Here is a 23,526-nt window from a genome sequence, read left to right as displayed (position 1 = left end):
GACACTACCGCGCACACCTTATTCTTTTGGAGTACCACTGTGGCCCCCCAGGGGGGCCCGCTAACAAAAAAAAAGGTGTCTATACCGCTCACCTGTTGGGCTCGGTGGGCCGCCGGTGTCTAGCGGGGGGGGGCACACCCGGTCATGCCTGTGGTGCTGATCTAGCTTGACGGCCAGCCTGCTTCGATGCTGGTCAGCACCTCGGAGGTGGGAGTTCCGTTGATCCAGCTGACGATGCCCTTGAAGAACGTTCCGGAACCTACCGCACCCGGCATCAGGTCGGAGGCGTCAAAGCGGAACGTGGTGTCGGGATCCTGCAAAATCCTGATCGATTCCGCGAGGATCGGGCTGTCGACGAGGTCGGGGTCGACACCCGAGTTGGCGCTGATACCGCCACCGATCGACACGAGACTGTTGGCCCACTCCGGGGTGGAGAGGTATTCCTGCACGGCCTGGGTGTCCGCGTCATCGGCGAAGGCACCCACGATCTCGCCACCACCGACAACGGCCTGGCCACCGGCTTCGATCGACGGCGTCATGAACGCCCAGATGTCCGAGTCCGGGCCGACCTTGCCGCCGGCGTCGCCGAGGAACCCGTCGAAGAAGGATGCCTGGTGGGTCAGAGCGCAGGTACCGGCGACGATGGGCGCAGCCACGTCACCGAACGGGACGCTGTTGATCGATTTGACGTCACCGAAGCCGGCGTTCACGTAGTCCGGGTTGAGCAGGATCTCACCGACCGAGTCAAAGGCTTCGGCGATGGCAGGATCGGTGAACGGAACCTCATTGGCCACCCACTGGTCGTAGACGTCCGGGCCGGCCTGACGCAGCACGAGGTCTTCGACCCAGTCCGTTCCCGGCCACCCGGTGGCATCCCCGGAACCGAATCCGGCACACCACGGCGCCGCACCGGTCTTCTCCTGAATGGTCTTGGTCACGGTGAGGAGTTCGTCCCAGGTCGTGGGTACCTCGACGCCCCATTCCTTGAACTTGGCGGGCGAGAACCAGATGAAGCCCTTGAGGTTGGCTTTGAACGGAGCGCCGTAGAAGACGTCGTCCACGGTTCCGTACGCCTTCCAGTCCTCCGACCAGTATTCGTCAACGTTCGCTTCAACGGCCGCCGGGGCCGGCTTGATAAACTTGCGGCTGGCCAGGTCGGCCAACAGGCCAGGCTGGGGAAAGATGCCGATGTCGGGGGGATTGCCACCCTGAGCACGAATGGAGATCTGAGACTCGAACTCCTTCGACGATTCGTACTGAATGTCGATGTTGTTTTCTTTCTCCCAGTCAGCCCAGGACTTTTCGAGCTGTTCCGCTTCGAAGTCTGCGATGGTGCTGTAGACGGTGACGACGCCGTCGCCCTCCGCTCCGGCGTCATTCGTGGTTGACCCGGGGCCGCCGGAGCAACCGGCCAGGGCCAGACCAGCAATCGCCGCCATCGCGATGGGTGCTGTAATTCGACGGTGCAGGGAAGTCCGCATCTTGTATCTCCTCATTGAGTGTTGCCGGATCGAGTCGTGCCGGATTGAGTCGTGCCGGATTGATCAGGACGGTTGAGCGCTGGACACTGCCTGCGTTCGGCTGGAATTCGGGAACCGGTTCCAGACCATAAATTACGTCACCCTTTTGGGGATAGCAAGTGCGCAAACATAACGAAATGGCAAAGATATCGACAGCGTTGCCGCCGGATACCAAATTTTAGTGAAGAACTGGACGGAAAATCAAGGGCATCACTGGAACCGATTCCATACGGGGCGAGAGCACGCTAATGTGAACGCATAGACCCCAAGGACGGAGGCCGTATGAGTGCTATCGGCGATGTCGCGCGTCTTGCCGGCGTGGCAAAGGCCACCGCCAGTCGGGCGCTCAGCGGCCGGGGCTACGTCTCGGCCGAGACTCGCGAAAAGGTCGTCGCGGCTGCACGCGAAATTGGCTACGTCGCTTCACCCAATGCGGCGAGTCTGGTGACCGGACGCACCCAAAGTGTTGGCGTGATCATCCCCTTCATCAGCCGGTGGTTCTTCGGCGAGGTGCTCGAAAGCCTGGAACGGGCACTGCTCGCGCAGGGTTACGACATGACCCTCTACAACTTGCCGCCGGAGTCCCCCGAACGCGACCGGGTCTTCGACTTCTTTTTGGCGCGCAAGCGATTCGACGGCATCATCTCTGTCGGCGTCGCCCTGAGCGAACAGGAAGTCGACCACCTGCACCGGCTCGGCCGCCCGCTGGTCGGCATCGGCGGGCCGATCCGGGGCGTTCCGACGATCGAGATCGATGACGTAGCCGCGGCCCGGCTGGCGACCGAGCACCTGCTCAGCCTGGGGCACCACGACATCGTGCACGTGGGCGGCAGCCAGGCGGACGAAATGGATTTTCAGGTGCACAGCAATCGCCTGCGGGGGTTTCACAATGCGATGCTGGCCGTCGGCGTCCCGGTGAGTGGACGCTTCTACGCCTGCGAATTCACGATGCCCGGCGGTTATGCCCGCGGCCTGGCCGTGCTCGGAGACCCGCGGCGGCGACCCACGGCCATCTTCGCCGCGAGCGATGAGATTGCCTTCGGGCTGATTCTGGCCGCGAGAGAATTGGGGATCAGTGTTCCCACAGAGCTCAGCGTGATTGGCATCGACGGTCATCCGCACGCCGAGATGTTTCGTCTCACCACCCTGGCGCAGCACCCGCGGGCGCAGGGAGAACGCGCCGTGCGCACCCTCCTCGCCGAACTTGCAGCCCGTGGCGAAACGAGTTTCCGCGCGAGCACGCGTTCCGAGGTGGGTGGCCCGGAGAGCCGAGCGGGTTCGCTGGTCCTGCCGACCACCCTGATCATTCGGTCGTCCACGAGCGCCCCGCGGGGTCGCTCGTCTTAACCAGTCAACAAGAAAAGGGGCGCCGATTCCCTGCGGAAACGACGCCCCTTGCGCACACGGTCGGCTCAGGAGCCGACCGGCTACGCCTCAATCAGAGCCCCTCGCGGGGCTCAGACTACTTGAGGGTAACGGTGGCGCCGGCCTCTTCGAGGGAAGCCTTGGCCTTGTCGGCAGCGTCCTTGGCAACGCCCTCGAGGACGGCCTTCGGCGCGCCATCGACAACGGCCTTGGCCTCGCCGAGGCCCAGGCTGGTGAGCTCGCGCACGACCTTGATGACCTGGATCTTCTTGTCGCCAACGGCGTCAAGGATGACGTCGAACGCGGTCTGCTCTTCAACCTCTTCAACAGCGGCGGCGGGGCCAGCGGCTCCGGCAGCGGCCACGGGAGCGGCAGCGGTGACCTCGAAGGTCTCCTCGAACGCCTTGACGAACTCGGAGAGCTCGATGAGGGTCAGGCCCTTGAACTGCTCGAGCAGGTCTTCAGTGGAAAGCTTTGCCATGATGTACTCCTTCTAGTTTCTTAAAAATTCGTGAACCGCGGGGACCAGGCAGGTGCCTAGTTCGCGGACTCCTGCTTCTCACGCAGCGCGTCGATGGTGCGAACAGCCTTCGACAGCGGTGCCTGAAAGAGATAAGCGGCTCCGAACAGCGATGCCTTGAAGGCGCCGGCCAGCTTGGCCAGCAGCACCTCGCGGGACTCGAGGTCGGCAAGTTTGCCAACCTCCGCTGCGGTGAGCGGGTTACCGTCAAAGTAACCGCCCTTTACCACCAGGAGAGGGTTTGCCTTGGTAAAGGCACGCAGGGTCTTCGCGACGGCGACGGGGTCTCCGTGCACGAAGGCGATAGCGGACGGACCGACAAGTTCCTCGTCGAACGAGGTGATGCCGGCCTTGTTGGCCGCAATCTTGGTGAGCGTGTTCTTTACCACGGCGTACGTGGCGTCCTCACTGATGGACTTGCGCAGGCTCTTGAGCTGCGCAACAGTGAGACCGCGGTACTCGGTGAGCAGAACGGCGGTCGAGCTTTCGAATTTCTCCGCAAGCTCGGCGACCGTTGCTTCCTTGTTCGCCATGGTGCTCCTCATTAATAATCATGTGCCGGGTAGCCCGGGGCGCAGACATGAAAAAAGCTCCAGCGCAGGGCGCCGGAGCTTGGGGAACAATCCAAAAAGACTGTAACTGAACTTCGAACACCTGCGCGGGCCGTTCACGTGAATGAACCTTCGTCTGCACGTGTGTCTTTCGACATGGCGCAGCAACCGGCGGTCTGTGGCTGAGAGTAACTGTACGGCAGGTTTCAGACGCGTGCAAATCGCAGGGCGGCGGCATCAGCTCATCGGCAGCTCAAGGTGGTTGACATTCATCAACTACTCGATTATCGTTGATAGCTGTCAATCACTGAGGAGTCGCATGAGCCGCGCCAGCCGCACAGTTCGAGAACCGGTCACCGCGGGCTCGATGACGCATCGGCACGTACTCGAAGCCCTGTCGGGCCTGCTGCTGGGCATGTTCGTGTCGATTCTGGCCAACACCGTCGTGAGCACGTCGCTACCGCTCATTCTCAGTGATCTCAAGGGCTCGCAGTCCGCCTACACCTGGGTTGTCACGGCGACGCTGCTGGCCACGACGGTCAGCACGCCGATCTGGGGCAAGTTCGCCGACCTGTTCAATCGCAAGCTGCTCATTCAGCTGGCCCTCGCCGTGTTCGTAATCGGCAGTGCACTCGCCGGCTTGTCGCAGGATGCGGGCACGCTCATCGCGTTCCGGGTGCTGCAGGGCCTCGGCGCCGGCGGTCTCGTGGCCCTGAGCCAGATCATCATGGCCGACATCATCAGCCCCCGGGAGCGCGGCCGGTACGCCGGCCTGTTTGGCGCGGTCATGGCCCTCGGCACCATCGGCGGCCCGCTGCTCGGCGGCGTCGTGACGGACACCTTCGGCTGGCGCTGGAATTTCTTCATCGCCCTCCCCGTGGCGATCGTCGCGATCGTGCTGCTGCAGCGCACTCTGCACCTGCCGCTCCGGGTGAAGCGGGTCGTGAGCATTGATTACCTCGGCGCCGCGCTCATCACGAGTGGCGTCTCGCTGCTGCTGATCTGGGTGACCCTGGCCGGTTCGCAGTTCGAGTGGCTGTCGCTGACCTCGTTCGCCATGGTGATCGGCGCCGTCGTTGTGCTCATCGCGGCGGTCATCGTCGAGTTTCGTGCCCCGGAGCCGATCATTCCACTCAGCCTGTTTCGCAACCGCACCTTCAGCCTCGCGACCGTCGCGAGCCTCGCGGTCGGCGTCTCGTTGTTCGGCACCTCGGTCTTTCTCAGCCAGTACATGCAACTCGCCCGTGGCGCCACGCCCACCCAGTCAGGCCTGCTCACCATCCCGATGATGGGCGGCTTGCTGATCTCGTCAACTCTGTTCGGCACCGTGATCAGTCGGCGCGGAACCTGGAAGTCGATCATGGTGTCCGGTTCGGTGCTCATGCTCGTCGGCACGACCCTGCTCGGCACCCTCGATGTACACACGAGCCTCGTCTTCGTCGGCGTGTACATGTTCATTCTCGGCGCCGGCGTGGGCATGGTCATGCAGAACCTCGTTCTGGTCGTGCAGAACACCATTGAGGTGAGGCACCTCGGCGTGGCCACGAGCTCGGTGACCTTCTTCCGCAGCCTGGGTGGTGCGATCGGCGTCTCGGTGATGGGGTCGATACTCGGAAGTGTCGTCGCGACGCAGATCACGAACAGCGTCGGCCACCTCAGCCCGACCCATCAAGCGGATGCCGGCCGGCTGCTCGGCGACGGCGTCATTCCGCAGGTCACTCTTCTGCCCGACGTGCTGCGCATCATCGTGGAAACGGCCTACGGTTCCGGAGTCGGCACGATCTTTCTGATCAGCGCACCGCTGGCCCTCGTGACCCTGCTCACAGTGTCGCTCCTGCCGAATCATCCGCTCGGCACGGAGACCGGCATCGATCGGGCCCGCTTTGCGGCCGTCGAGTCGGAATCAACGTCGGAGTCGGCATTTCAACGGGAGGCCGAAGACGTGGAGGATATTCTGATCGACGTGAGCGCGGCATCCGCTGGCCCGCAGCCGGTGGGACTGGCCCAGAAAACGCAGTCAATTCGCAGAGTCCGACCCTCCAGCCAACAAGCCCCATCGACCCGGACCGAGCGCAATGAGTGAGACCGCCCCGCCGCCCCTGGTGGATGAAGACAGCCCCGAGCTCACCCGCGTCGAGGCCCAGATGGCCATGCTCGCGGCGAAAATTCGGGCCAGCACCCGATCGACCGCGGCCGGGATCGACCCCACGCTCGAGCCGTTCGGACTCGCGCTGCTCCGCGTGCTGGCGCGACGAGGCGAATCGCATGCGAGCGTTGTCGCCGATGTCCTCGCGGTGGATCGCAGCATGATCAGCCGCCAGGCCAAGCTGCTCTGCGCGCTCGGACTCGTGGAGACCCGGGTCGATCCGAGCGACGGGCGCGCTCGGTTTCTCGCCCTGACGCCGCTCGCCCAAGAGAAGCTCGCCGAGGTTCGCCGCAATCGCACGGCCCTCGTACACCGGCGGCTCGGCCGGTGGACGGCCGCCGAACTCGACCAGTTCGCCACCCTGCTGGAACGACTCAACGAGCCCGACTAGCCAGTGCGTCTACGGCGCGGCGAGCGGCAGCGCCACGCGAAAGTGCGTGCGACCGGGTTCACTGTCGACCGTGACCTCGCCGTGGTGCGCGGCGACGACCGCGGCCACGATCGCGAGGCCGAGGCCCGTGCTGCCGGTTCCGCGAAAACGCGAGCTGTCGCCCCGCGCGAACCGTTCGAACAGGGTGCTCCGGAGGTCTGCGGGAATGCCCGGACCGTTGTCGGTGACCGTCACGACGGCCCGGTCGCCGACGGCGGAAAGGTGAACGACCACGGTGCTGCCGGCATCCGTGTGCACCCGCGCGTTGGCGAGCAGGTTCGTAAGGACCTGGCGAAGGCGCGGTTCGTCGCCGATTGCCTCGATCGGTTCGTCGGGCAGTTCGAGGTTCCAGACATGATCACGTCCGGCCGCATGAGCGTCGCTGACGGCGTCGACGAGCAACATGGTGAGGTCGACGGGTTCCATTTCGAGTTCGCGGCCCTCGTCGAGGCGGGCGAGCAGCAGCAGGTCTTCAACCAGGCCGGTCATGCGCACCGACTCGGATTCGATGCGGCCGAGGGCGTGCATCGCGTCGGGCGGCAGCCCTTGGCCGCTGCGCCGGGTGAGTTCGGAATAGCCACGAATGGAGGCGAGCGGGGTGCGCAATTCGTGGCTCGCGTCGGCGACGAACTGGCGCACCTTGCGCTCGCTGGCTTGCCGGGACTCCAGGGCGAGGTCGACGTGGTCGAGCATGCGGTTCAGCGCGGCGCCGACCCGGCCCACCTCGGTGCGCGGATCGGTATCGTCGGCCGGAACCCGATCGTCGAGCGAGACCTCGCCGCGGTCGAGTGGCAGTTGCGCGACGCGGGTGGCGGTCGCGGTCACGCGTTGCAGCGGGCGCAGGGCGAGCCGCACCACCCAGGCCGCGATGATGGCGACCACGATAAGCCCGGCGAGCGAGACGAAGGTGATGATCAGGGCGAGCTGGGCGGCTGTGGCCGCGACGCCCGACAGTGGCAGCCCGACCAGGTAGAGGGTACCGGTGCGGGAGGTTTCGGCCTGCACCCGGTACTCGCCGAGCTCACCGCCAAGGTCCACCGTGACCGCAGCCGACTGGTTGACGTGATCGGCGAGCTGCTGCATCTGCTGGGCCGAGAGTTCTTCGATCGCCCCGCTCTGGTCGTCGGTGTAGCCGGTCGTGATGCTTGACCCGTCATAGACGAGGGCGAGCAGCCCCGGCGGCTGGGCGGGGCCGCTGAGGATGCTGTCGGCCGTCGCAGCACCAAAGTAGGTACTGCCGGGGCTGTCGCCGGGGCGGTCGCCATCGTTGTCGCCGCCGCCGCCGCCCAGCACGGCACCGGATCGGTCGACGGCCGAGGCGAGTTGCTCGTCGAGGCGGTCAACCAGGGAGGCGCTCAAAATGACCACGCTCACCACGCCGATCGTGACGCTCACGAGGGCGAGCAGCCCGACGACGGTGAGCACGAGACGCCGCTGCAGGGTCCACGGCGAGCGCGGACGGCCGCGGCGGCGCCGCATCCGATGCGGTGAACGTCCTGCCATCAGGCAGTTTTCAGCATGTACCCGGCGCCGCGCACCGTGTGGATCATCGGCTCCCGGCCGGCATCGATCTTCTTGCGCAGGTACGAGATGTAGATCTCGACGACACTTGACTTGCCGCCGAAGTCGTAGCTCCAGACCCGGTCGAGAATCTGGGCCTTGCTGAGCACCCGGCGCGGGTTGCGCATGAGAAAGCGCAGCAGTTCGAACTCGGTCGCGGTCAGTTCGATGGCTGCGCCGTCGCGAAAGACCTCGTAGCTGTCTTCGTCGAGGGTGAGATCGCCGACGGTGATGCGCGGGTCGGTCGAGTCGGCCACGGCGAGGGTGGAGCGGCGAATGAGGCCGCGCAGCCGGGCGACGACCTCTTCGAGGCTGAACGGTTTGGTGACGTAGTCGTCGCCGCCGGCGGTGAGCCCCGCGATGCGGTCTTCGAGCGAGTCCTTGGCGGTGAGAAAGAGCACGGGAGTCTCGTAGCCGTCGGCGCGCACCCGCTGCAGCACCTGGAGGCCGTTGATGTCGGGCAACATAATATCGAGCACGATGGCGTCGGGCCGGAATTCGCGGGCGATGGTGAGCGCCTGACGGCCCTCGCCGGCGGTGCGCACCTCCCAGCCTTCGTAGCGCAGGGCCATGGAGAGCAGATCGGTGAGGGTGGGTTCGTCGTCGACGACCAACACCCGGATTGCGCTGCCATCGGCTTTGGTCAGTCGCGGGCCGTGGCCGGTTTGGGTGCTCGCACGTGTGCTCATTCTGGTGAGTATCCGGTAGTTGTCTATGAACGCGCTATGAGAATGCCCTCGGGCTGCTGTGGCCGGCCAGCGTCAGGCGACCAGCGCGGCCAGGAGCGCCGGCGCCGGCACGAGCGCGTGACTGCCGGGCAGGAACACTGGCTGGCAGCCGTCGAGTTCGACCGTGATCGGGGTGTCGGGGTGCGTGGTGGTCACATCCGTTCGAAGCGGAGCGCCGAGCTGAGCGGCGTTCCCGTAGTGGAGGTTGGGTGCCTGGCAGTCGACGTCGGCGACGAGCTGCGCGAGCGGAGTGTGCGAGACGCGACATGACTTTCCCCATGGATGGCCGTTCTCTCAGGCTGGCGAACCCAGGTCTCTTCGCGATAACGATTCCCAGCGTCATTGGGCCGCGCACGCCTGCAGCACGCGTGGCGGTGGCCCGCCGACCGGTCGCGCGGGCACACAATAGAGAGATGCCGAATTCCACGCTGTCCCTCTTCGACTTGGACCAGCACTCGGCGTACCCCGCGGCATCCGTTCTCCCGCCGGCACAGGCACCGCATACGCTGCGCGTCGTCGCCGATTCGACCGATCAGGTGGCGTGGCATCGGGCCCGCAAACAGGGCATCACTGCAACGGATGTCGCCAAGCTCGCGACCGCCAAATCGGTCGCCAACGCCGCGCACGACAAGATGCACGGCACGAGCTTCACCGGCAACAGTTTCACCGACCACGGACGCGCGCGAGAACCGGTCATCGCGGCCTGGGTTCTTCAAAACTATGGCATCGAGCCGAGCACCAACCTGTACCGTTCGGCAACGCACGACCGGCACTTAGCGACACCCGACGGTGTGGGCGTCGCCGCCAATGGCGAGCTGCATCTGGCCGAGATCAAGACCACAAGCAAGGCGTGGCGCAGCATCCCACGCAACTACCTGCGACAGGTCTGGTGGCAGCAGTACGTGCTCGGCGCCGACCGGACCCTGTTGGTCTGGGAGCAGCACCTCGATTTCGTGCCGGTCGACCCGGTTCCCCAGTTTCGGTGGATCGAGCGCGACGAAGATCAGATCGCCATCCTGATCGGTTTCGCAAACGATCTGATCGACCTGCTCAATCGCAAAAACCAGCGTTAGGTATCCGCTACCCGCTCCTTCGGCTTCGGCTTCGGCTTCGGCTTCGGCTTCGGCTTCGGCTTCGGCTTCGGCTTCGGCGATAGTCTCGTGGCTAATTCCGGAGATTCCCGGGCGCAGAGGGGCACCGGTCGCTCAAATCCGCCCCGCCGTCACGAGGCTGCAGCCAAATTTGCTGAATTCGCCATCAGGAAACACCGAGAAACACCGCGCGACGCCACGAGACGCCACGAGACGCCACGAGACGCCACGAATCAGCGTCTGGCTGGGATCAGGGACGCGACAGAATGGGGTCATGACTCTCGAACTGCCGAGCACCATGCGCGCCCTCGTCATCAACCGCACCGGGGCACCCGATGAGCTGCACATTGAGCAGGTTCCGTTGCCCCTGCAGCTGTTCGACGAACTTATTGTGCGGGTCGTCGCTGCAGGCATCAACCCGATCGACGCCAAGACGCGCGCGGGCAGGGGCGTCTCGGCCGCCATCGAGAGCTACCCGGCCATTCTGGGCAATGATTTCAGCGGTGTGGTCGTGCGCGCACCCTACGAGGCCTTCCCCCTGCAGCCGGGCGACGATGTCTACGGCATGGCCCGCGTTCCCCGCACCGGCGGCAGCTACGCGCAGTACGTGACAGTGTCGAGCCTGAGCGTCGCGCGCAAACCGAACAAGCTCAGCCACTACGAAGCGGCCGCCCTGCCGGTTGCCGCACTCACCGCGTGGGGAATGGTCGACCTGGCCCAGGTCACACCGGGCCACCGGATGCTCATCCACGCCGGCAGCGGCGGCGTCGGTCATCTCGCGGTACAGTTCGCCCACGCACGCGGGGCGCACGTCACCGCAACGGGATCGCCGGCAAACCTTGATTTTCTGCGCGAACTGGGCGCCGACGAGGTCATCGACTACACCACGCAGCGCTTCGAAGACGTCCTGTCGGGCCTCGACTCCGTGATGGACCTGATCGGGAACGTGCACGACAACACCGGCAGCCGGTCGCTCCGAGTGCTGTGCCCGGGCGGGCTGCTCGTCAACGTGCCGACCGGAAGCTGGCCGACCCTGCAGGAGGAAGCCGCGGCCGCGGGCATCCGGGCGACCGGTTTCAAGGTTGCGCCTGATGCGCGTGCCCTCGACCAGATCACGACACTTGTCAATTCGGGCGCGGTCCGCGTGCACGTCGACCAGATCTTCGAACTCGACGAGGGCGCCGCCGCCCATCGTCTGCTCGAAGAAGGCCACACCCGAGGCAAGATCGTGCTGGGCGTCGCTGGCTAGCCCCGTGGACCCAGCGACCGGCCCGGTGCCACGGTGCCCGGCCTAACCTGCGCTTCCGAACCGCAACAGCGAGCCCGCTCACGAACAGGCAAGTGGCGTAAGCGAACAACGCAGTCGGCGCGATCGGAATGATCCAGACCTTGTTCGCTCCGTTCACGAAGTTGTTGAGATAGCCGAGGTAGGTCACCAAGGACTCGGGCTTGCCCTGAATCTGTGCGGGCAGAACCAGATCGGCGTCGGGCCTGGTGTTGTTGTCCCCTCGGAATTGAAACGACCGAGTGCCATCAGGTTCGACAAGACAGCGACGATGCGGTGAGTGATCACTCCGGGCTGGCCCGGGTGTTTGGCCGGTGGCGACGTCTCCGATCACGAGAACATCGGGGTTCACCGGCCCCACCACACTCAGTGTTCCCGGCGGTCGGCGCGGCTTCATCGATCTTGTCAACACGGTCAGTGGAATGGCTCCGGTGACCTTGGGGACGCCAATCACGATGGCGGCCAGCGCGAGAACCAGCGGGAGAACCAGCGGGAGGATGGCAGCGCTCACCGCGAGTCCGATGTAGTGCAACAGACACTTTTTTGACCGTCGGCACCTCCGGCGTGGCCGGGTCAGCGCCAAGCGACGCCGTCATGACCGTCGGTGCAGGCGAGAGCGCCGGGTCGACACGAGCCACAGTCGACACGAGCCACAGTCCACCGCCAACCAGCAGCCCCGCCCACAGCAGAGCCAGGCCGGCGTTCTCGGCGCTGGTGTGCGGCAGAGACGATCGCGTCGTCTCGGGTGCTGAAAACGAGGACTTCCTGCGGGGCGGCCCCGGCCGGGGCCGCCCAAGGACACTACGAGCACCGCACCCACGACGAAGGCGGGCGCCCCCTGGCGCGTGGCCGTTTTCCAGCCAATCACGGTCAGGAAAGCGCCGTCAGTGAAGCGCCGTCAGTGTGAATTGTTGCAGCGCTGCCGTCGAGTTGCAGGTTTGCAGACCGAGCGATTCACCAGCGGTGCCTTGGGGTACGAAGATACCCAGGCCGCCGGTCACGGCAGCGGCCGAATTCCACAGCGCAAATGTTCCGGCGTCGCCCGGAAGAAGCGTGAGGCCTGCAGTACCAGCGATTGCACCAACAATGAGCTTGTTCATGAAAAGTCCCTATCGAGACAGCGGTCTTTGGATGTCGTCCATCGCAGGCCGTATTTCGGCTGGCAGATCTGTGTGGGTCGGGCTGCGCTCTGAAATAAGAACTTCGCAGGGGCTGCATCTCCATCCGCATTACGAATGCCGGCTGGTACAGACAGATTTGTCTGTCCCAGCAAGCCCCCCAGAAAAGGGCACGGCTGCATTTCGGCCGAATTGCCAGACTTGACACTCATGTGCATGTTTTGCGACGGAATCCGCAGATACACCGGGTATGAATAGAGCAAGTAGCCTGTTCTGACATTCGCAAACAAAATCACCCTGACAACTAGACCGACCTTTCTACTTCAGAATTGGTCTATTTGAATGCGTGCACCAGACTGGACCGAAACGAGGGGAAATCGTATGAGCGCCAGATCACCACACCTCAAAGCGGATGCACCACGATGAGCAACCCGCCCGGCCACCAGCCCGCCGTCGTCTGGTTTCGTGACGACCTGCGTCTCGGCGACCATCCCGCCCTGCACGCGGCGCTCGAGCTGAACCGGCCGATCGTCGCGGTGTACGTGCTCGACGAGGAATCTGCCGGTATCCGCCCCCTCGGAGCTGCGGCACGGTGGTGGCTCGACCAGAGCCTGCGGTCGCTCGCCACCTCGCTTGAGTTGCTCGGGTCTCGGCTGGTACTGCGACGCGGCCCCGCCGACCGGGTCATCGACGAGCTGGTCCATGAGACGGATGCCGCCGCCGTCGTCTGGAATCGCCGGTACGGCGCCGCTGAGCGTGCCGTCGACACGCGCATCAAGTCCGCAATGCAGGCTCGCGGAATCGACGCACACAGCTTCGCCGGGTCGCTCCTGTTTGAACCGTGGACCATCCAAACCGGGCAGGGCGGCCCGTACTCGGTGTTCACACCGTTCTGGCGATCCTGCCTGGCGGCCGCCCCGCCCCGGCCACCCGTGCCCGCGCCCACCGCCATCGCGCCCTGGGACGGCGTTGTCAATTCTGACGAGCTCGACACCTGGGCGCTCTCCCCGACCGCGCCGGACCGGGCCGCCGGTCTGCGTGAGAACTGGACCCCCGGCGAAATCGCTGCGCAGGCAGCGCTCGACCGTTTTCTCGCCACGTCATTGGCCGACTACGCCTCCCGGCGCGACGAACCGGCCCGGAATGTCACGTCACGGCTGTCTCCGCACCTGCGCTGGGGCGAGATCAGTCCGTACCAGGTCTGGCACGCCACTCAGAAGGTGCAACGCGGGGCGTCCGGATCGGCCGCGGCCAGCGGCATCCGCTTTCTCACCGAACTCGGCTGGCGTGAGTTCGCCTACCACGTGCTCTTTCACGCGCCCGATCTGGCCACCGCGAACCTGCGCCCGGCCTTCGACGCGTTCCCCTGGCCTGAGCTCGACCCGCAGGCCCTCAAGGCCTGGCAACACGGGCGCACCGGCTTCGCACTCGTCGACGCTGGAATGCGTGAGCTGTGGCGCACCGGCAGCATGCACAATCGGGTGCGCATGGTCGCCGCATCGTTTCTGATCAAGAACCTGCTGATCGACTGGCGTGAGGGTGAACGTTGGTTCTGGGACACGCTCGTCGACGCCGACCCGGCCAGCAACCCCTTCGGCTGGCAGTGGGTCGCGGGCAGCGGGGCGGATGCTGCGCCCTACTTTCGCGTGTTCAATCCCGAGCTGCAGGCTGCCAAGTTCGACCCCCAGGAGCAGTACATTCGCGAGAACGTACCCGAGTACGGCACGGATGCCTACCCCGCGCGACTCGTGGACCTGGGCGAGACTCGCCGCGCCGCCCTGGCCGCCTACGAACGAGTCAAAAACACGACCGTTTGACACTAAACATCCGACGCTGAACACCCGACACGAAAGAACGGGCAAACAGTTGGATCGCCCCTGTGATGACGCCGGGGCGGAAACAACCGTGTGCCCGCTCTCGCGGAACTAGCAGACCATTTAGAAGAAGCGGGCGTACGCGCCGACAGTGAGGAAGGTCGGGAACTCTGGCTCGAGAGCCGAGGTGCGCAGTACCGTGAGGGCGTCGTCGAAGCGGTCGGTGGGCGTGCGTTCGAGGCCGTCGACGACCTCGTCGAGCACCTCTTCGACCCAGTCGGAGTCAATCCGGCGTCCCTCCGCGGTGACCGAGTTCTCGTGGATCCACTGCCAGAGCTGCGAACGGGAGATCTCCGCGGTGGCGGCGTCCTCCATCAGGTTGTCGATCGCCGCCGCGCCCACGCCGCGCAGCCAGGACTCGATGTAGCGCAGGGAGATGAGCACGTTGCCGCGTACGCCGGCCTCGGTGATCTGACCGCCGACGGAAGCGACGTCGAGCAATTCGGCGGCGGTCACACTCACCTCGGGACGGGTGCGCTCGAGTTGGTTCGGCCGATCGCCGAGCACCTTGTCGAACTCGGCCTGCGCGGTCGGGATCAGGTCGGGGTGCGCGACCCAGGAACCGTCGAAGCCGTCGGTGGCCTCACGCCTTTTGTCGGCCGCAACCTGGGCGAGCGCCTGCTCGGTGACCGCCGGGTCGCGGCGGTTGGGGATGAAGGCGCTCATGCCGCCGATGGCGAAGGCTCCGCGACGGTGACAGGTGGCGACGAGCAGTTCCGTGTAGGCACGCATGAACGGCACCGTCATGGTGATCTGCTTGCGGTCGGGAAAAACGAAACGGCTGCCGCGGGCACGGAACGTCTTGATGATGCTGAAGATGTAGTCCCAGCGTCCCGCGTTGAGGCCGGCGCAGTGGTCGCGCAGTTCGTAGAGAATTTCTTCCATCTCAAAGCCGGCCTGGATCGTCTCGATCAGTACCGTGGCACGGATCGTGCCGTATTCGATGCCCAGACGCTCTTCGGCGTAGGTAAAGATGTCGTTCCACAGCCGTGCCTCTTTATGGCTCTCGAGCTTGGCCAGGTAGAAGTACGGGCCGGTGCCGTTTTCGATGAGCTTCTGCGCGTTGTGGAAGAAGTACAGTCCGAAGTCGATCAGGCTGCCCGAAGACTTCATGCGGCGGTTGGCGCGGTCGATGAACGTGATGTGCTTTTCGACGAGGTGCCAGCCGCGCGGACGCACCACGATGGTCGGCGTCGACTCGTTCGTGATCTCGTACTTCTTGCCCTCGGGGCTCGTGAAGCTGAGCTGGCCGCGCACCTGGTCGAACAGGGTCAGCTGGCCCTCGATCACGTTGGTCCAGGTCGGGCTCGTGGCGTCTTCCTGGTCGGCGAGCCACACCTTGGCGCTCGAGTTGAGCGCGTTGATGGCCATCTTGCGGTCGGTCGGACCGGTGATCTCCACCCGGCGATCCTCCAGGCCCGGTCCGGCTCCCGCAACACTCCACGTGGGATCGAGACGGATGCTCTCGGTAACGCTGAGAAATTTGGGGTCGCGACCGTTAGCGGCATCCACTCGGGTCTGCAGCCGGGCAGCGAGCAGGTCGTGCCGGGTGCCGGCGAAACGCTCGTGCAGTTCGGCGAGAAATTCGAGGGCGTCGGGCGTGAGGATCTCGTCGTAGCGATCGCCGAGCGGTCCGGTAACCTCGAGGTGCGGGCGAATGGTGGCGAAGCTTCCGGTGGTCGCTTTCACGGTTTCGGTGTTGGTCGGCACGGAGGCGACCGGCTGATCGATGGTCGGATTCGGGGTATTCATGGTCTGGCTCCTTGCGAAAGTTGATGGTACCGACAGGGGGTGACCCGCACGGAGCGGTTCGCCCGATCTCAGGCGGAGGGGGTAGAGCTGATCTCATTCGGTCTGCCGACGAGCGCGAGGGTGGATACGATCGTCATTCGACAGTCGGTGCTTGCCTGTGCTTCTACTCTGCCCGGTCCGTGCCGGCAAAACCACAATCCGGAAGCAGAATAAATCCCATTCTTCTGATTGTGGAAACTTTTCAAACGTGTGACACTGAGCCTATGGTTCCCGCTGAAGCCCTTGCCGCACTGTCCACCCTCGCTGCCGATGAGCCCGAGCTCGACGCACTCACTCTGGGGCGTCGCATCCGGGAGCTGCGCACCGCGCGGCGCATGACCCTCGATGCCCTCGCCGCTGCAATCGACCGCGCGCCCTCGCAGGTATCGATGATGGAGAACGGCAAACGCGAACCACGCCTGTCGATGCTGCGCACGATCGCGCTCGCGCTCGGCACCACCGTCGAGGAACTGATGAGAACGGATGCTCCCTCCGAGCGGGCCGCCCTGGAAATCTCGGTTGAACGTGCCCAGCGCGGACCGGTGTTTCAGGCCCTCGGCCTTCCCCGCATCCGGGTGAGCAAGGGCCAGAGCGACGAAACCCTGCAGACCATCCTGAGCCTGCACAACGAAATCGACCGACTCAACCGGGAACGCGCGGCCACCCCGGAAGAGGCCCGCCGGGCAAATTCTGCCCTGCGCCAGATCATGCGCCAACAAGACAACTACTTTCCCGAGTTGGAGGCGCAGGCCCTCGAACTGCTCACCGCGGTCGGGCACTCCGGTGGCCCGGTGTCACAACAGCTCGTCGCCGACATGGCCACCCACCTGGGTTTCTCGCTGCACTACGTGAACGACTTGCCGCACTCCACCCGATCGGTCACCGACAAACGCAACGGGCGCATCTACCTGCCGACCGAGCGATCGGCGTCGCGGGATTCCCGCTCGCCGATCGTGCAAGCATTCGCAAGCCACCTCTGCGCGCACGAGGAGCCCAAAAATTACGCCGAATTTCTGCGCCAGCGCGTGGAAACCAATTATCTGACCGCAGCAATTCTGTTGCCGGAACGTGACGCAGTGCGCATGCTGACCGAGGCGAAGACCCTGCGACGCATCTCGATGGAGGACCTCCGCGACGCGTTCGCGGTCTCGTACGAGACGGCCGCGCACCGCTTCACCAACCTCGCCACGGCCCGGCTGGACATCCCCGTGCACTTCATGAAGGTGCACGAGTCCGGCACGATCATCAAGGCGTATGAAAACGACAATGTGCGTTTTCCCAGCGACGCGCTCGGCGCGGTGGAGGGCACCACGGTCTGCCGCAGCTGGACGGCCCGCACCGTATTCGACGTCGAGGACCGTTTCAGCGCCTGGTACCAGTACACCGACATGCCAGCCGGAAGTTTCTGGTGCACTTCCCGCATCGAGAAGGCCAAGGAGGGCGAGTATTCGGTGAGCGTGGGTGTGCCGTTCGCGCACGTGAAATGGTTTCGGGGTAGGGAGACCGCGAACCGGGCCGTCTCACTCTGCCCCGACGAATCCTGTTGCCGCCGCGCGCCCGACAACCTCGCCGGTCGCTGGGCCGGACAGTCCTGGCCGGCCGCGCGCACCCCCACGAGTCTGCTCGCCGCGCTGCCCACCGGCACTTTTCCCGGCGTCGACCAGACCGAGGTGTACGAGTTTCTCGAGGCCCACTCGCCGCGCTGACCCGTCGACCGTTGCGGCTGATTTCGTGGTGCAGTTCTGTTTCAGCAACGTCCACGGAACGCGCACGAGACGTGCACGAGTCGCGTGATCATCGCATCCGCTCTCGAAAAACAAACCGGTACGTTGTAGGCAATAGTTTTCGCTAATATAAATATCACGCGAAAGTGCCGCCGGTCGGGTTGCCCTTGTGCGGTACCACGCACCAGAAACTGTCGGCCGGGCTCGTCCCACGTGTCGCCGCTCTCTCAACCTACCGAAATGCGGGCTGGCCATGTATGACGCTCGCGATGTGTTTCGTCGTATCAATCGCGCCGTGCGCGCAGGAATCCCCTCGGCAGAAGCCTCGATGACCGAGCCGCACGAGCAGATCGAGCCGTCCGCAGCCGCCACGTCGACCGCGCCCATGCCGTCACACTGGTTTCGCTCAGCGACGCTGCTCGACGTACGGGGCCTGCACGTCACGGCGGCCGCCCACGCGGACACCCCACAGCTGGTTGCTGGGATCTCCCTCTCGATCACGCGTGGTGAGGTGATCGGGCTGGTCGGCGACGGCGACTCCGGCGCGCTCGAAGTCGCGCAGTGCATCGCCGGCGTGCTTCCCGCTCCGGCGACAATTCGTTCCGGATCGATTCTCTTCGACGGCGTCGAACTCGTTGGGCTACCCCAACGCTCGGTCTCACGGTTGCGAGATGCCCAGGTCGCCTACCTGCCGAGAACCCCACTGGGCGGCCTTGACCCGGCCGTTACCGTGGGAACACAGCTGTCGGCAGCGCTGCGTTCCTCGTTGGGCATGTCGAAACCGGCGGCCTACGAGCGTTCGTTGGAGTTGCTGCGCCAAGTCGGTGTCGACAAGCCCGAACACACGTTCACCGCATACCCGCGCGACGTATCGGCGACGCTGGCGCGACGGGTGCACATTGCCATTGCCCTCGCCGGGAACGCGAACCTGATCGTGGCCGACAACCCGACGGACAACCTGAATGCGTCGGACGGCTCCGACATTCTCGATCTGCTGCGCCAGTTGCAGCGCGAGCGCGAGCTGACGATGATCATCGTGACCGGCTCAGTCAGCGTGGCGGCGCTGATCTGCCATCGGGTCGCCGTTGTGCGAGCCGGTGCGATTGTGGAATATGCTTCGGTCACTGACCTCTTCGGCTCACCCCGGCATCCGTACACCCTCGAGCTCCTGTACGCGGCAGAGAATGAATGAACGGCTGGGCAGCCCGGCCTTGTAGATTGGGCGCATGGAGGCGAACAACCGACCGGGCGCCCGCGACGCGATATTCGCGCAGCTCGTCGACGCCGGCCGCACCGAGCAGGTAACTGCCCGCCTCACCGATGCGATCATTCTCGGCGTCCTCGCCCCTGACGAACGCCTGCCAAGCGAATCCGACCTGGCCCGCCGCTTCGGCGTGGCCCTGGTCACGGTGCGCGAGGGACTGGCTGTGCTGCGCGATGCTGGCCTGGTCGAAACCCGGCGCGGGCGCGGCGGCGGCAGTTTCGTGATGAAAGCGGATGCCCCGCACAGCACCCTCGTGCAGGCCCGGCTCCACGGTCTCGCCCAGGTCGACCTCTCCGACATGGCCGTCTACTTCGCCACCATCGTGGAAGGGTGCGCCCAACGCGCCGCGGTGCGCGCCTCCCCACCCGACTCCGACCGCCTCGATCGGTGGCTGCGCGATGCTGATTTTACGACGATCGCCGGCGCCCGCACCAGCGCGGGCGGCTTCTATCTGGAGCTGGCCGTGCTCAGCCAGTCCGCCCGACTCGTGCGGGAGCTCATTCGGCTGCAAGCCGAGTTCGGCCCACTGCTGCTGCTCGGAATGACCGATGCCCGCGCCCGGCTGTCGCTCGTGGAGAGTAACCGGGCCATCGTCGGGGCTGTGCGTGCCAACGACGCGGCATCGGCGCGGCAGCTCTCAACCGAGCAGGTGCGCAACCTTGCCGAATGGCTGATGAATGCGAAAGCCAGAATCGAACGAGGCGGAGCCTGGGATGACTGAGACCATGACCGATTGCGCTGCTGCGGTGGGCGCGTTCTTCGCGGGCGCCTTCGCCGAGCTCGATGGTTGGCGCGACGACCTAGCCGGCGGCGACCCCACCGTGCGGCCGGCCGACCTCGATGCCCGTGTCGAAGGGTTGGCACGTCCAGCCCTGACCGACTCGAGCCCGCTGTTCGTCGGCGCCGGATTCATCGCCGCACCCGGCTATGTGCGCGGCCGGGACATCCACTTCGCCTGGTGGCTGGGCCCGCAGGGCGGCAACCCGTTGCTCGGCAGCAGCAGCTCCGCCACACGCCTCGACCTCGCCACCCGCGCCTATGCCGACTACGTGCGCAATTTTCGCACCCTGGAGTGGGACCAGGTGCCGCAGTCCACCAACCAGACGCACGTCACCGGGCCCTACGTGGACCACCTCTGCACCTGCGAGTATATTTTCACCCTGACCATGCCGGTGCGCATCGGGGAGGACGCGCCGATGGTGGGTGTGGTGGGAGCCGATGTCGCGGTCAAGCGCCTGGAACAGGTGCTGCTACCGCTGTTGCTCGCCGCCGACGGGCCGATGCTGCTGCTCAACGACGTCGGCCGGATCGTGGTGTCGACCGACCCGACGCGCCCCGTGGGAGACATGCTGGCCGGGCCGGGGCATCCGCTCACCGGCTACAACCGGGCCGCCTGCCCGGGGGTCGATCTGGTGATCGCGAGCCCCGCCCACCCGTCCCAAACATAAAGACTGCATTCCGGATGGTTGACGGTATCAACGCGGTAGGGCCTCCCCTCTTGCCTCAGGCGGCCTTTGGGACCTGGGGGCAGACCACTTCTGTTGCTGGGGTACGCTGACGATTTCGATCAGGCCCGACGCCGCTAATTCAACCGGGACAAGCTTTGGGAAGTAATCATCCGGTTCTATAGCTTTGGGTGCCGGCATCCGCTACGTTGGGCTCACACATTGACGTGTACCGCCGGGTGGGAGGCGTTTCTTTCGGATTGAAAGGGCATCATGTCCGTTGAGGCTTCCAACAAGAAGGGTATCGGTGACGGCGACCACCTGAAGGTGCTCGGCTACGACGACTCGTTCCACCGGTCCATGTCGCTGTGGGCCACCTTTGCCCTCGGGTTCACCTACCTGTCGCCGCTCGTCGGTGTGTACTCGCTGTTCGCCCTCGCCATGAGCACGGGTGGGCCACCGTCACTGTTCTGGCTGTTCATTGTGGGCACCGGGCAATTGCTGGTGGCGCTCGTGTTCGGTGAGGTCGTGTCGCAGTACCCGATAGCGGGCGGTATCTACCCGTGGACGCGGCGCCTGTGGGGCAAGCGGTACGCGTGGATGGCGGCCTGGGTCTACATCTGGGCGATGCTCGTCACCATTACCGCCGTCGCCGAGTTCGGCACCGTGTTTCTAGCCAGCCTGATCAACGCCCCGGCCACCAAGGAAGTCGCCCTGGGCCTCTCGATTGCGTTTCTCGTGGTCGCGTTCGCCCTCAACTTCTCGGGCACCAGGACGCTCGCACGGGTGGCCAGAATCGGGCTCGCTGCCGAGCTCATCGGTGTGGTGGCGGTGGGACTGTACCTGCTCATCTTTCAGCGCCACCAGGAGTTCAGCGTGTTCTTCAACACGATGGGCGTTCAGGGCAACGGCAGCTACGCCACTGCTTTCCTGGGGGCGGCATTGACCGGGCTGTTCCTGTTTTACGGCTTCGAAGCCTGCGGCGATGTGGCCGAAGAAGTGGAGAACCCCGCCCGCGGCATACCCCGCGCCATGATTCTGACGATCTTTGTGGGCGGAATCTCGGCCCTGCTCTCGTTCGGCGGATACGTGATGGCCGCACCGAACCTGCAGGACATCGTCGACGGAGTCGACACGGACCCGATCCCAGCCATTCTGGACGCCGCGCTCGGCCCGGTCGGCGCCAAGATCTTTCTCGTCGTCGCCCTCACCGCCTTCTTGTCGTGCGTGCTCAGCTTGCAGGCCGCGGCCAGTCGCTTGCTGTTCTCGTTCGCTCGCGACGGCATGGTTCCGGGACACACGTGGCTGGCCACGGTGTCGCCGCGCACCGCCGTGCCGACCAACGCACTCATCGTGTCGTGCTCGATTCCCGTGCTGCTCTGTCTAATCATCTACGTGGGCAGCGACCAGGTGCTAACCCAGATCACCTCGTTCGCCGTCATCGGAATCTATGTGGCGTTCCAGTCCGTGGTGCTGGCCGCCCTGCGCCAGCGCATCAAGGGCTGGAAACCCGCCGGCCCGTTCAGCCTCGGCCGTGCCGGCTTCGTGGTCAACGTGCTCGCCCTGGCCTATGGCATCTTCGCCATGGTACTGCTGGCCGTGCCAGGCTCCAGCGGAGAATTCTTCAGCGACTACATCGTACTGATCGGCCTCTTCGTCGTCATGGGTAGCGGACTGCTCTACCTGGTCATTGCGAGGCCCGACCGCAAGTCGCTGGCTCCCGAGGGTGACGCGATCGAGGTCGCCGCCCTACTCCGAGCACACCCCGACCGTTAGCCCATCACCCTCAAAAGAAGCAGGGCCCGTCCGAAGACGAGCCCTGCTTCTTTTGAGCGGATGCCTAGATGCTGTTCACATCGAGCGGGATGCCAGGACCGAAGGTGGTCGAGACGACGCCCTTCGTGATGTAACGGCCCTTGGACGAGCTCGGCTTGAGGCGAACGATCTCTTCGAGTGCTGCGGAGATGTTCTCGCCCAGCTGCTCGACGGAGAAGGAAGCCTTGCCAACGACGAAGTGCACGTTGGAGTGCTTGTCGACGCGGAACTCGATCTTTCCACCCTTGATGTCGGACACAGCCTTGGCAACGTCAGGCGTCACGGTTCCGGTCTTCGGGTTGGGCATGAGGCCACGCGGGCCGAGGACCTTCCCGAGACGACCGACCTTACCCATGAGCTCGGGGGTGGAGACAGCGGAGTCGAACGAGGTGTAACCAGCGGCGACCTTCTCGATGAGCTCGTCGCCACCAACCTCGTCGGCGCCGGCTGCGATAGCGGCTTCGGCGGCGGGGCCGGTCGCGAAGACGATGACGCGGGCGGTCCGGCCGGTGCCGTGCGGGAGGATGACGGTTCCACGAACCATCTGGTCGGCCTTGCGGGGGTCGACTCCGAGGCGGAGGGCGACCTCAACCGTGGAGTTGAACTTCGCGGAGCCGGTCTCCTTGGCCAGGGCCACGGCCTCGGCGGGGGTGAAGACGTTGTCTTCGCCGATTTTCGCGGCGGAGGCGCGGTACGCCTTTGACTTGGTTGCCATGTTAGATCTCCTGTGTGTACTTCAGAGTGTGGTGCGAACCTGGCAGGCTCTTCCACCAATTGCTAAGGGTGCGCGGCGCCGTGTGGCGCCGAAGCGGGGTGTGCTCAGGCGCTGACCGTGATGCCCATGGAGCGGGCGGTTCCAGCGATGATCTTCGCAGCCGCGTCGACGTCGTTGGCGTTGAGGTCAACCATCTTCGTTTCGGCGATCTCGCGAACCTGGGCCTGGGTGAGGTTGGCGACCTTGACGGTGTGCGGGGTTCCGCTGCCCTTGGCGACGCCGGCAGCCTTCTTGATGAGCTCCGCTGCGGGTGGGGTCTTCAGGATGAACGTGAACGAACGGTCGTCGTAGACGGTGATCTCGACGGGGATGACGTTGCCGCGCTGGGCTTCGGTCGCTGCATTGTAGGCCTTGCAGAATTCCATGATGTTTACGCCGTGCTGACCCAGTGCCGGCCCGATGGGCGGTGCGGGGTTGGCTGCGCCGGCCTTGATCTGAAGCTTGATCAGACCTGTAACCTTCTTCTTCGGTGCCATTGTGTTGTCCTTCGTATTGATGTGCGAGCAGCCCGGAGGCCGCTCTCC

General features: G+C 65.0%; 21 protein-coding genes. 11 read left to right on the top strand and 10 right to left on the bottom strand.

Going from position 1 to position 23,526, the window contains the following annotated elements; all coding sequences use genetic code 11:
* Window positions 1-161: 161 nt before the first annotated feature.
* Window positions 162-1,481, bottom strand: coding sequence for an ABC transporter substrate-binding protein (locus LH475_RS01235; RefSeq protein ID WP_196844202.1), 1,320 nt, complete (start codon window positions 1,479-1,481; stop codon window positions 162-164).
* Window positions 1,482-1,802: 321 nt separating this feature from the next.
* Between LH475_RS01235 and LH475_RS01230 the strand changes: the two genes are divergently transcribed.
* Window positions 1,803-2,867, top strand: coding sequence for a LacI family DNA-binding transcriptional regulator (locus tag LH475_RS01230; RefSeq protein WP_196844203.1), 1,065 nt, complete (start codon window positions 1,803-1,805; stop codon window positions 2,865-2,867).
* Window positions 2,868-2,982: 115 nt separating this feature from the next.
* Here the strand turns inward: LH475_RS01230 and rplL are convergent, their stop codons facing one another.
* Entirely contained in the window at window positions 2,983-3,366 is a 384-nt protein-coding gene (gene rplL, locus LH475_RS01225) for a 50S ribosomal protein L7/L12 (RefSeq protein WP_104083139.1), read from the bottom strand.
* A 56-nt stretch (window positions 3,367-3,422) separates the two neighbouring features.
* Complete coding sequence (gene rplJ / locus LH475_RS01220) at window positions 3,423-3,938, bottom strand: 50S ribosomal protein L10 (protein WP_196844204.1); 516 nt, start codon at window positions 3,936-3,938, stop codon at window positions 3,423-3,425.
* 337 nt (window positions 3,939-4,275) lie between these two features.
* Here rplJ and LH475_RS01215 point away from each other — a divergent pair, with 337 nt between their 5' ends.
* Together LH475_RS01215 and LH475_RS01210 are read left to right on the top strand one after the other, a co-directional pair.
* Window positions 4,276-6,039, top strand: coding sequence for an MDR family MFS transporter (locus LH475_RS01215; protein WP_297412674.1), 1,764 nt, complete (start codon window positions 4,276-4,278; stop codon window positions 6,037-6,039).
* The gene (locus LH475_RS01210; protein WP_196844205.1) at window positions 6,032-6,493 is read left to right on the top strand and encodes a MarR family winged helix-turn-helix transcriptional regulator; all 462 of its coding nucleotides are present in this window, start codon (window positions 6,032-6,034) and stop codon (window positions 6,491-6,493) included. Before LH475_RS01215 ends, LH475_RS01210 begins: the two co-directional genes overlap by 8 nt.
* A 9-nt stretch (window positions 6,494-6,502) precedes the next feature.
* Here LH475_RS01210 and LH475_RS01205 read toward each other — a convergent pair whose 3' ends face one another.
* The 3 genes from LH475_RS01205 to LH475_RS01195 all read right to left on the bottom strand — a co-directional run bounded on the left by LH475_RS01205 (window position 6,503) and on the right by LH475_RS01195 (window position 8,976).
* Complete coding sequence (locus LH475_RS01205; RefSeq protein ID WP_297412673.1) at window positions 6,503-8,035, bottom strand: HAMP domain-containing sensor histidine kinase; 1,533 nt, start codon at window positions 8,033-8,035, stop codon at window positions 6,503-6,505.
* Window positions 8,035-8,781, bottom strand: a complete 747-nt coding sequence (locus tag LH475_RS01200; RefSeq protein WP_196844206.1) for a response regulator transcription factor — start codon at window positions 8,779-8,781, stop codon at window positions 8,035-8,037. The genes LH475_RS01205 and LH475_RS01200 overlap by 1 nt, the downstream gene beginning before the upstream one ends.
* A 72-nt stretch (window positions 8,782-8,853) precedes the next feature.
* Entirely contained in the window at window positions 8,854-8,976 is a 123-nt protein-coding gene (locus tag LH475_RS01195; protein WP_297412672.1) for a hypothetical protein, read from the bottom strand.
* 257 nt (window positions 8,977-9,233) lie between these two features.
* Between LH475_RS01195 and LH475_RS01190 the strand changes: the two genes are divergently transcribed.
* Both LH475_RS01190 and LH475_RS01185 read left to right on the top strand, forming a co-directional pair.
* Window positions 9,234-9,893 carry a YqaJ viral recombinase family protein gene (locus LH475_RS01190; RefSeq protein WP_196844208.1) on the top strand — a complete coding sequence of 220 codons (660 nt, stop codon included), beginning with the start codon at window positions 9,234-9,236 and terminating at the stop codon, window positions 9,891-9,893.
* Between the two features lie 292 nt (window positions 9,894-10,185).
* Window positions 10,186-11,160 carry an NADP-dependent oxidoreductase gene (locus tag LH475_RS01185; protein WP_297412671.1) on the top strand — a complete coding sequence of 325 codons (975 nt, stop codon included), beginning with the start codon at window positions 10,186-10,188 and terminating at the stop codon, window positions 11,158-11,160.
* Window positions 11,161-12,080: 920 nt separating this feature from the next.
* Here the strand turns inward: LH475_RS01185 and LH475_RS01180 are convergent.
* The gene (locus tag LH475_RS01180; protein WP_297412670.1) at window positions 12,081-12,296 is read right to left on the bottom strand and encodes a hypothetical protein; all 216 of its coding nucleotides are present in this window, start codon (window positions 12,294-12,296) and stop codon (window positions 12,081-12,083) included.
* A gap of 440 nt (window positions 12,297-12,736) precedes the next feature.
* Here LH475_RS01180 and LH475_RS01175 point away from each other — a divergent pair, with 440 nt between their 5' ends.
* The gene (locus LH475_RS01175; protein WP_297412669.1) at window positions 12,737-14,131 is read left to right on the top strand and encodes a deoxyribodipyrimidine photo-lyase; all 1,395 of its coding nucleotides are present in this window, start codon (window positions 12,737-12,739) and stop codon (window positions 14,129-14,131) included.
* Between the two features lie 120 nt (window positions 14,132-14,251).
* Here the strand turns inward: LH475_RS01175 and aceB are convergent, their stop codons facing one another.
* A complete protein-coding gene (aceB, locus tag LH475_RS01170; RefSeq protein WP_297412668.1) occupies window positions 14,252-15,940 on the bottom strand; it encodes a malate synthase A in 1,689 nt (562 codons plus the stop codon).
* 263 nt (window positions 15,941-16,203) lie between these two features.
* Here aceB and LH475_RS01165 point away from each other — a divergent pair, with 263 nt between their 5' ends.
* From LH475_RS01165 to LH475_RS01145, 5 genes are all read left to right on the top strand, one after another.
* Window positions 16,204-17,685, top strand: a complete 1,482-nt coding sequence (locus LH475_RS01165; protein ID WP_196844211.1) for a helix-turn-helix transcriptional regulator — start codon at window positions 16,204-16,206, stop codon at window positions 17,683-17,685.
* Window positions 17,686-18,031: 346 nt separating this feature from the next.
* The gene (locus tag LH475_RS01160; protein ID WP_297412667.1) at window positions 18,032-18,895 is read left to right on the top strand and encodes an ATP-binding cassette domain-containing protein; all 864 of its coding nucleotides are present in this window, start codon (window positions 18,032-18,034) and stop codon (window positions 18,893-18,895) included.
* A 34-nt stretch (window positions 18,896-18,929) separates the two neighbouring features.
* Entirely contained in the window at window positions 18,930-19,688 is a 759-nt protein-coding gene (locus LH475_RS01155) for a GntR family transcriptional regulator (RefSeq protein ID WP_297412666.1), read from the top strand.
* Window positions 19,681-20,415: a hypothetical protein gene (locus tag LH475_RS01150; protein WP_196844214.1), complete on the top strand. Its 735-nt coding sequence runs from the start codon at window positions 19,681-19,683 to the stop codon at window positions 20,413-20,415. The genes LH475_RS01155 and LH475_RS01150 overlap by 8 nt, the downstream gene beginning before the upstream one ends.
* Before the next feature lie 270 nt (window positions 20,416-20,685).
* Window positions 20,686-22,188 carry an amino acid permease gene (locus tag LH475_RS01145; RefSeq protein ID WP_196844215.1) on the top strand — a complete coding sequence of 501 codons (1,503 nt, stop codon included), beginning with the start codon at window positions 20,686-20,688 and terminating at the stop codon, window positions 22,186-22,188.
* Between the two features lie 64 nt (window positions 22,189-22,252).
* On the opposite strand, the gene rplA is transcribed toward LH475_RS01145, so the two are convergent.
* On the bottom strand, window positions 22,253-22,942 hold the full coding sequence (rplA, locus tag LH475_RS01140) for a 50S ribosomal protein L1 (RefSeq protein ID WP_196844216.1): 690 nt from the start codon (window positions 22,940-22,942) through the stop codon (window positions 22,253-22,255).
* 104 nt (window positions 22,943-23,046) lie between these two features.
* Complete coding sequence (rplK, locus tag LH475_RS01135; RefSeq protein ID WP_196844217.1) at window positions 23,047-23,478, bottom strand: 50S ribosomal protein L11; 432 nt, start codon at window positions 23,476-23,478, stop codon at window positions 23,047-23,049.
* Window positions 23,479-23,526: the final 48 nt, after the last annotated feature.

This window comes from Cryobacterium sp. (genome assembly GCF_026786305.1).
GTDB lineage: Bacteria > Actinomycetota > Actinomycetes > Actinomycetales > Microbacteriaceae > Cryobacterium.
This window is presented reverse-complemented; position numbering and strand designations above follow the sequence as displayed.

What these genes read in the sequence shown, in the direction of transcription:
- LH475_RS01235 (WP_196844202.1), bottom strand. Translation starts at nt 1,481, where the DNA reads ATGCGGACTTCCCTGCACCGTCGAATTACAGCACCCATCGCGATGGCG.
- LH475_RS01230 (WP_196844203.1), top strand. Translation starts at nt 1,803, where the DNA reads ATGAGTGCTATCGGCGATGTCGCGCGTCTTGCCGGCGTGGCAAAGGCC.
- rplL (WP_104083139.1), bottom strand. Translation starts at nt 3,366, where the DNA reads ATGGCAAAGCTTTCCACTGAAGACCTGCTCGAGCAGTTCAAGGGCCTG.
- rplJ (WP_196844204.1), bottom strand. Translation starts at nt 3,938, where the DNA reads ATGGCGAACAAGGAAGCAACGGTCGCCGAGCTTGCGGAGAAATTCGAA.
- LH475_RS01215 (WP_297412674.1), top strand. Translation starts at nt 4,276, where the DNA reads ATGAGCCGCGCCAGCCGCACAGTTCGAGAACCGGTCACCGCGGGCTCG.
- LH475_RS01210 (WP_196844205.1), top strand. Translation starts at nt 6,032, where the DNA reads ATGAGTGAGACCGCCCCGCCGCCCCTGGTGGATGAAGACAGCCCCGAG.
- LH475_RS01205 (WP_297412673.1), bottom strand. Translation starts at nt 8,035, where the DNA reads ATGGCAGGACGTTCACCGCATCGGATGCGGCGCCGCCGCGGCCGTCCG.
- LH475_RS01200 (WP_196844206.1), bottom strand. Translation starts at nt 8,781, where the DNA reads ATGAGCACACGTGCGAGCACCCAAACCGGCCACGGCCCGCGACTGACC.
- LH475_RS01190 (WP_196844208.1), top strand. Translation starts at nt 9,234, where the DNA reads ATGCCGAATTCCACGCTGTCCCTCTTCGACTTGGACCAGCACTCGGCG.
- LH475_RS01185 (WP_297412671.1), top strand. Translation starts at nt 10,186, where the DNA reads ATGACTCTCGAACTGCCGAGCACCATGCGCGCCCTCGTCATCAACCGC.
- LH475_RS01180 (WP_297412670.1), bottom strand. Translation starts at nt 12,296, where the DNA reads ATGAACAAGCTCATTGTTGGTGCAATCGCTGGTACTGCAGGCCTCACG.
- LH475_RS01175 (WP_297412669.1), top strand. Translation starts at nt 12,737, where the DNA reads ATGAGCAACCCGCCCGGCCACCAGCCCGCCGTCGTCTGGTTTCGTGAC.
- aceB (WP_297412668.1), bottom strand. Translation starts at nt 15,940, where the DNA reads ATGAATACCCCGAATCCGACCATCGATCAGCCGGTCGCCTCCGTGCCG.
- LH475_RS01165 (WP_196844211.1), top strand. Translation starts at nt 16,204, where the DNA reads ATGGTTCCCGCTGAAGCCCTTGCCGCACTGTCCACCCTCGCTGCCGAT.
- LH475_RS01160 (WP_297412667.1), top strand. Translation starts at nt 18,032, where the DNA reads ATGACCGAGCCGCACGAGCAGATCGAGCCGTCCGCAGCCGCCACGTCG.
- LH475_RS01155 (WP_297412666.1), top strand. Translation starts at nt 18,930, where the DNA reads ATGGAGGCGAACAACCGACCGGGCGCCCGCGACGCGATATTCGCGCAG.
- LH475_RS01150 (WP_196844214.1), top strand. Translation starts at nt 19,681, where the DNA reads ATGACTGAGACCATGACCGATTGCGCTGCTGCGGTGGGCGCGTTCTTC.
- LH475_RS01145 (WP_196844215.1), top strand. Translation starts at nt 20,686, where the DNA reads ATGTCCGTTGAGGCTTCCAACAAGAAGGGTATCGGTGACGGCGACCAC.
- rplA (WP_196844216.1), bottom strand. Translation starts at nt 22,942, where the DNA reads ATGGCAACCAAGTCAAAGGCGTACCGCGCCTCCGCCGCGAAAATCGGC.
- rplK (WP_196844217.1), bottom strand. Translation starts at nt 23,478, where the DNA reads ATGGCACCGAAGAAGAAGGTTACAGGTCTGATCAAGCTTCAGATCAAG.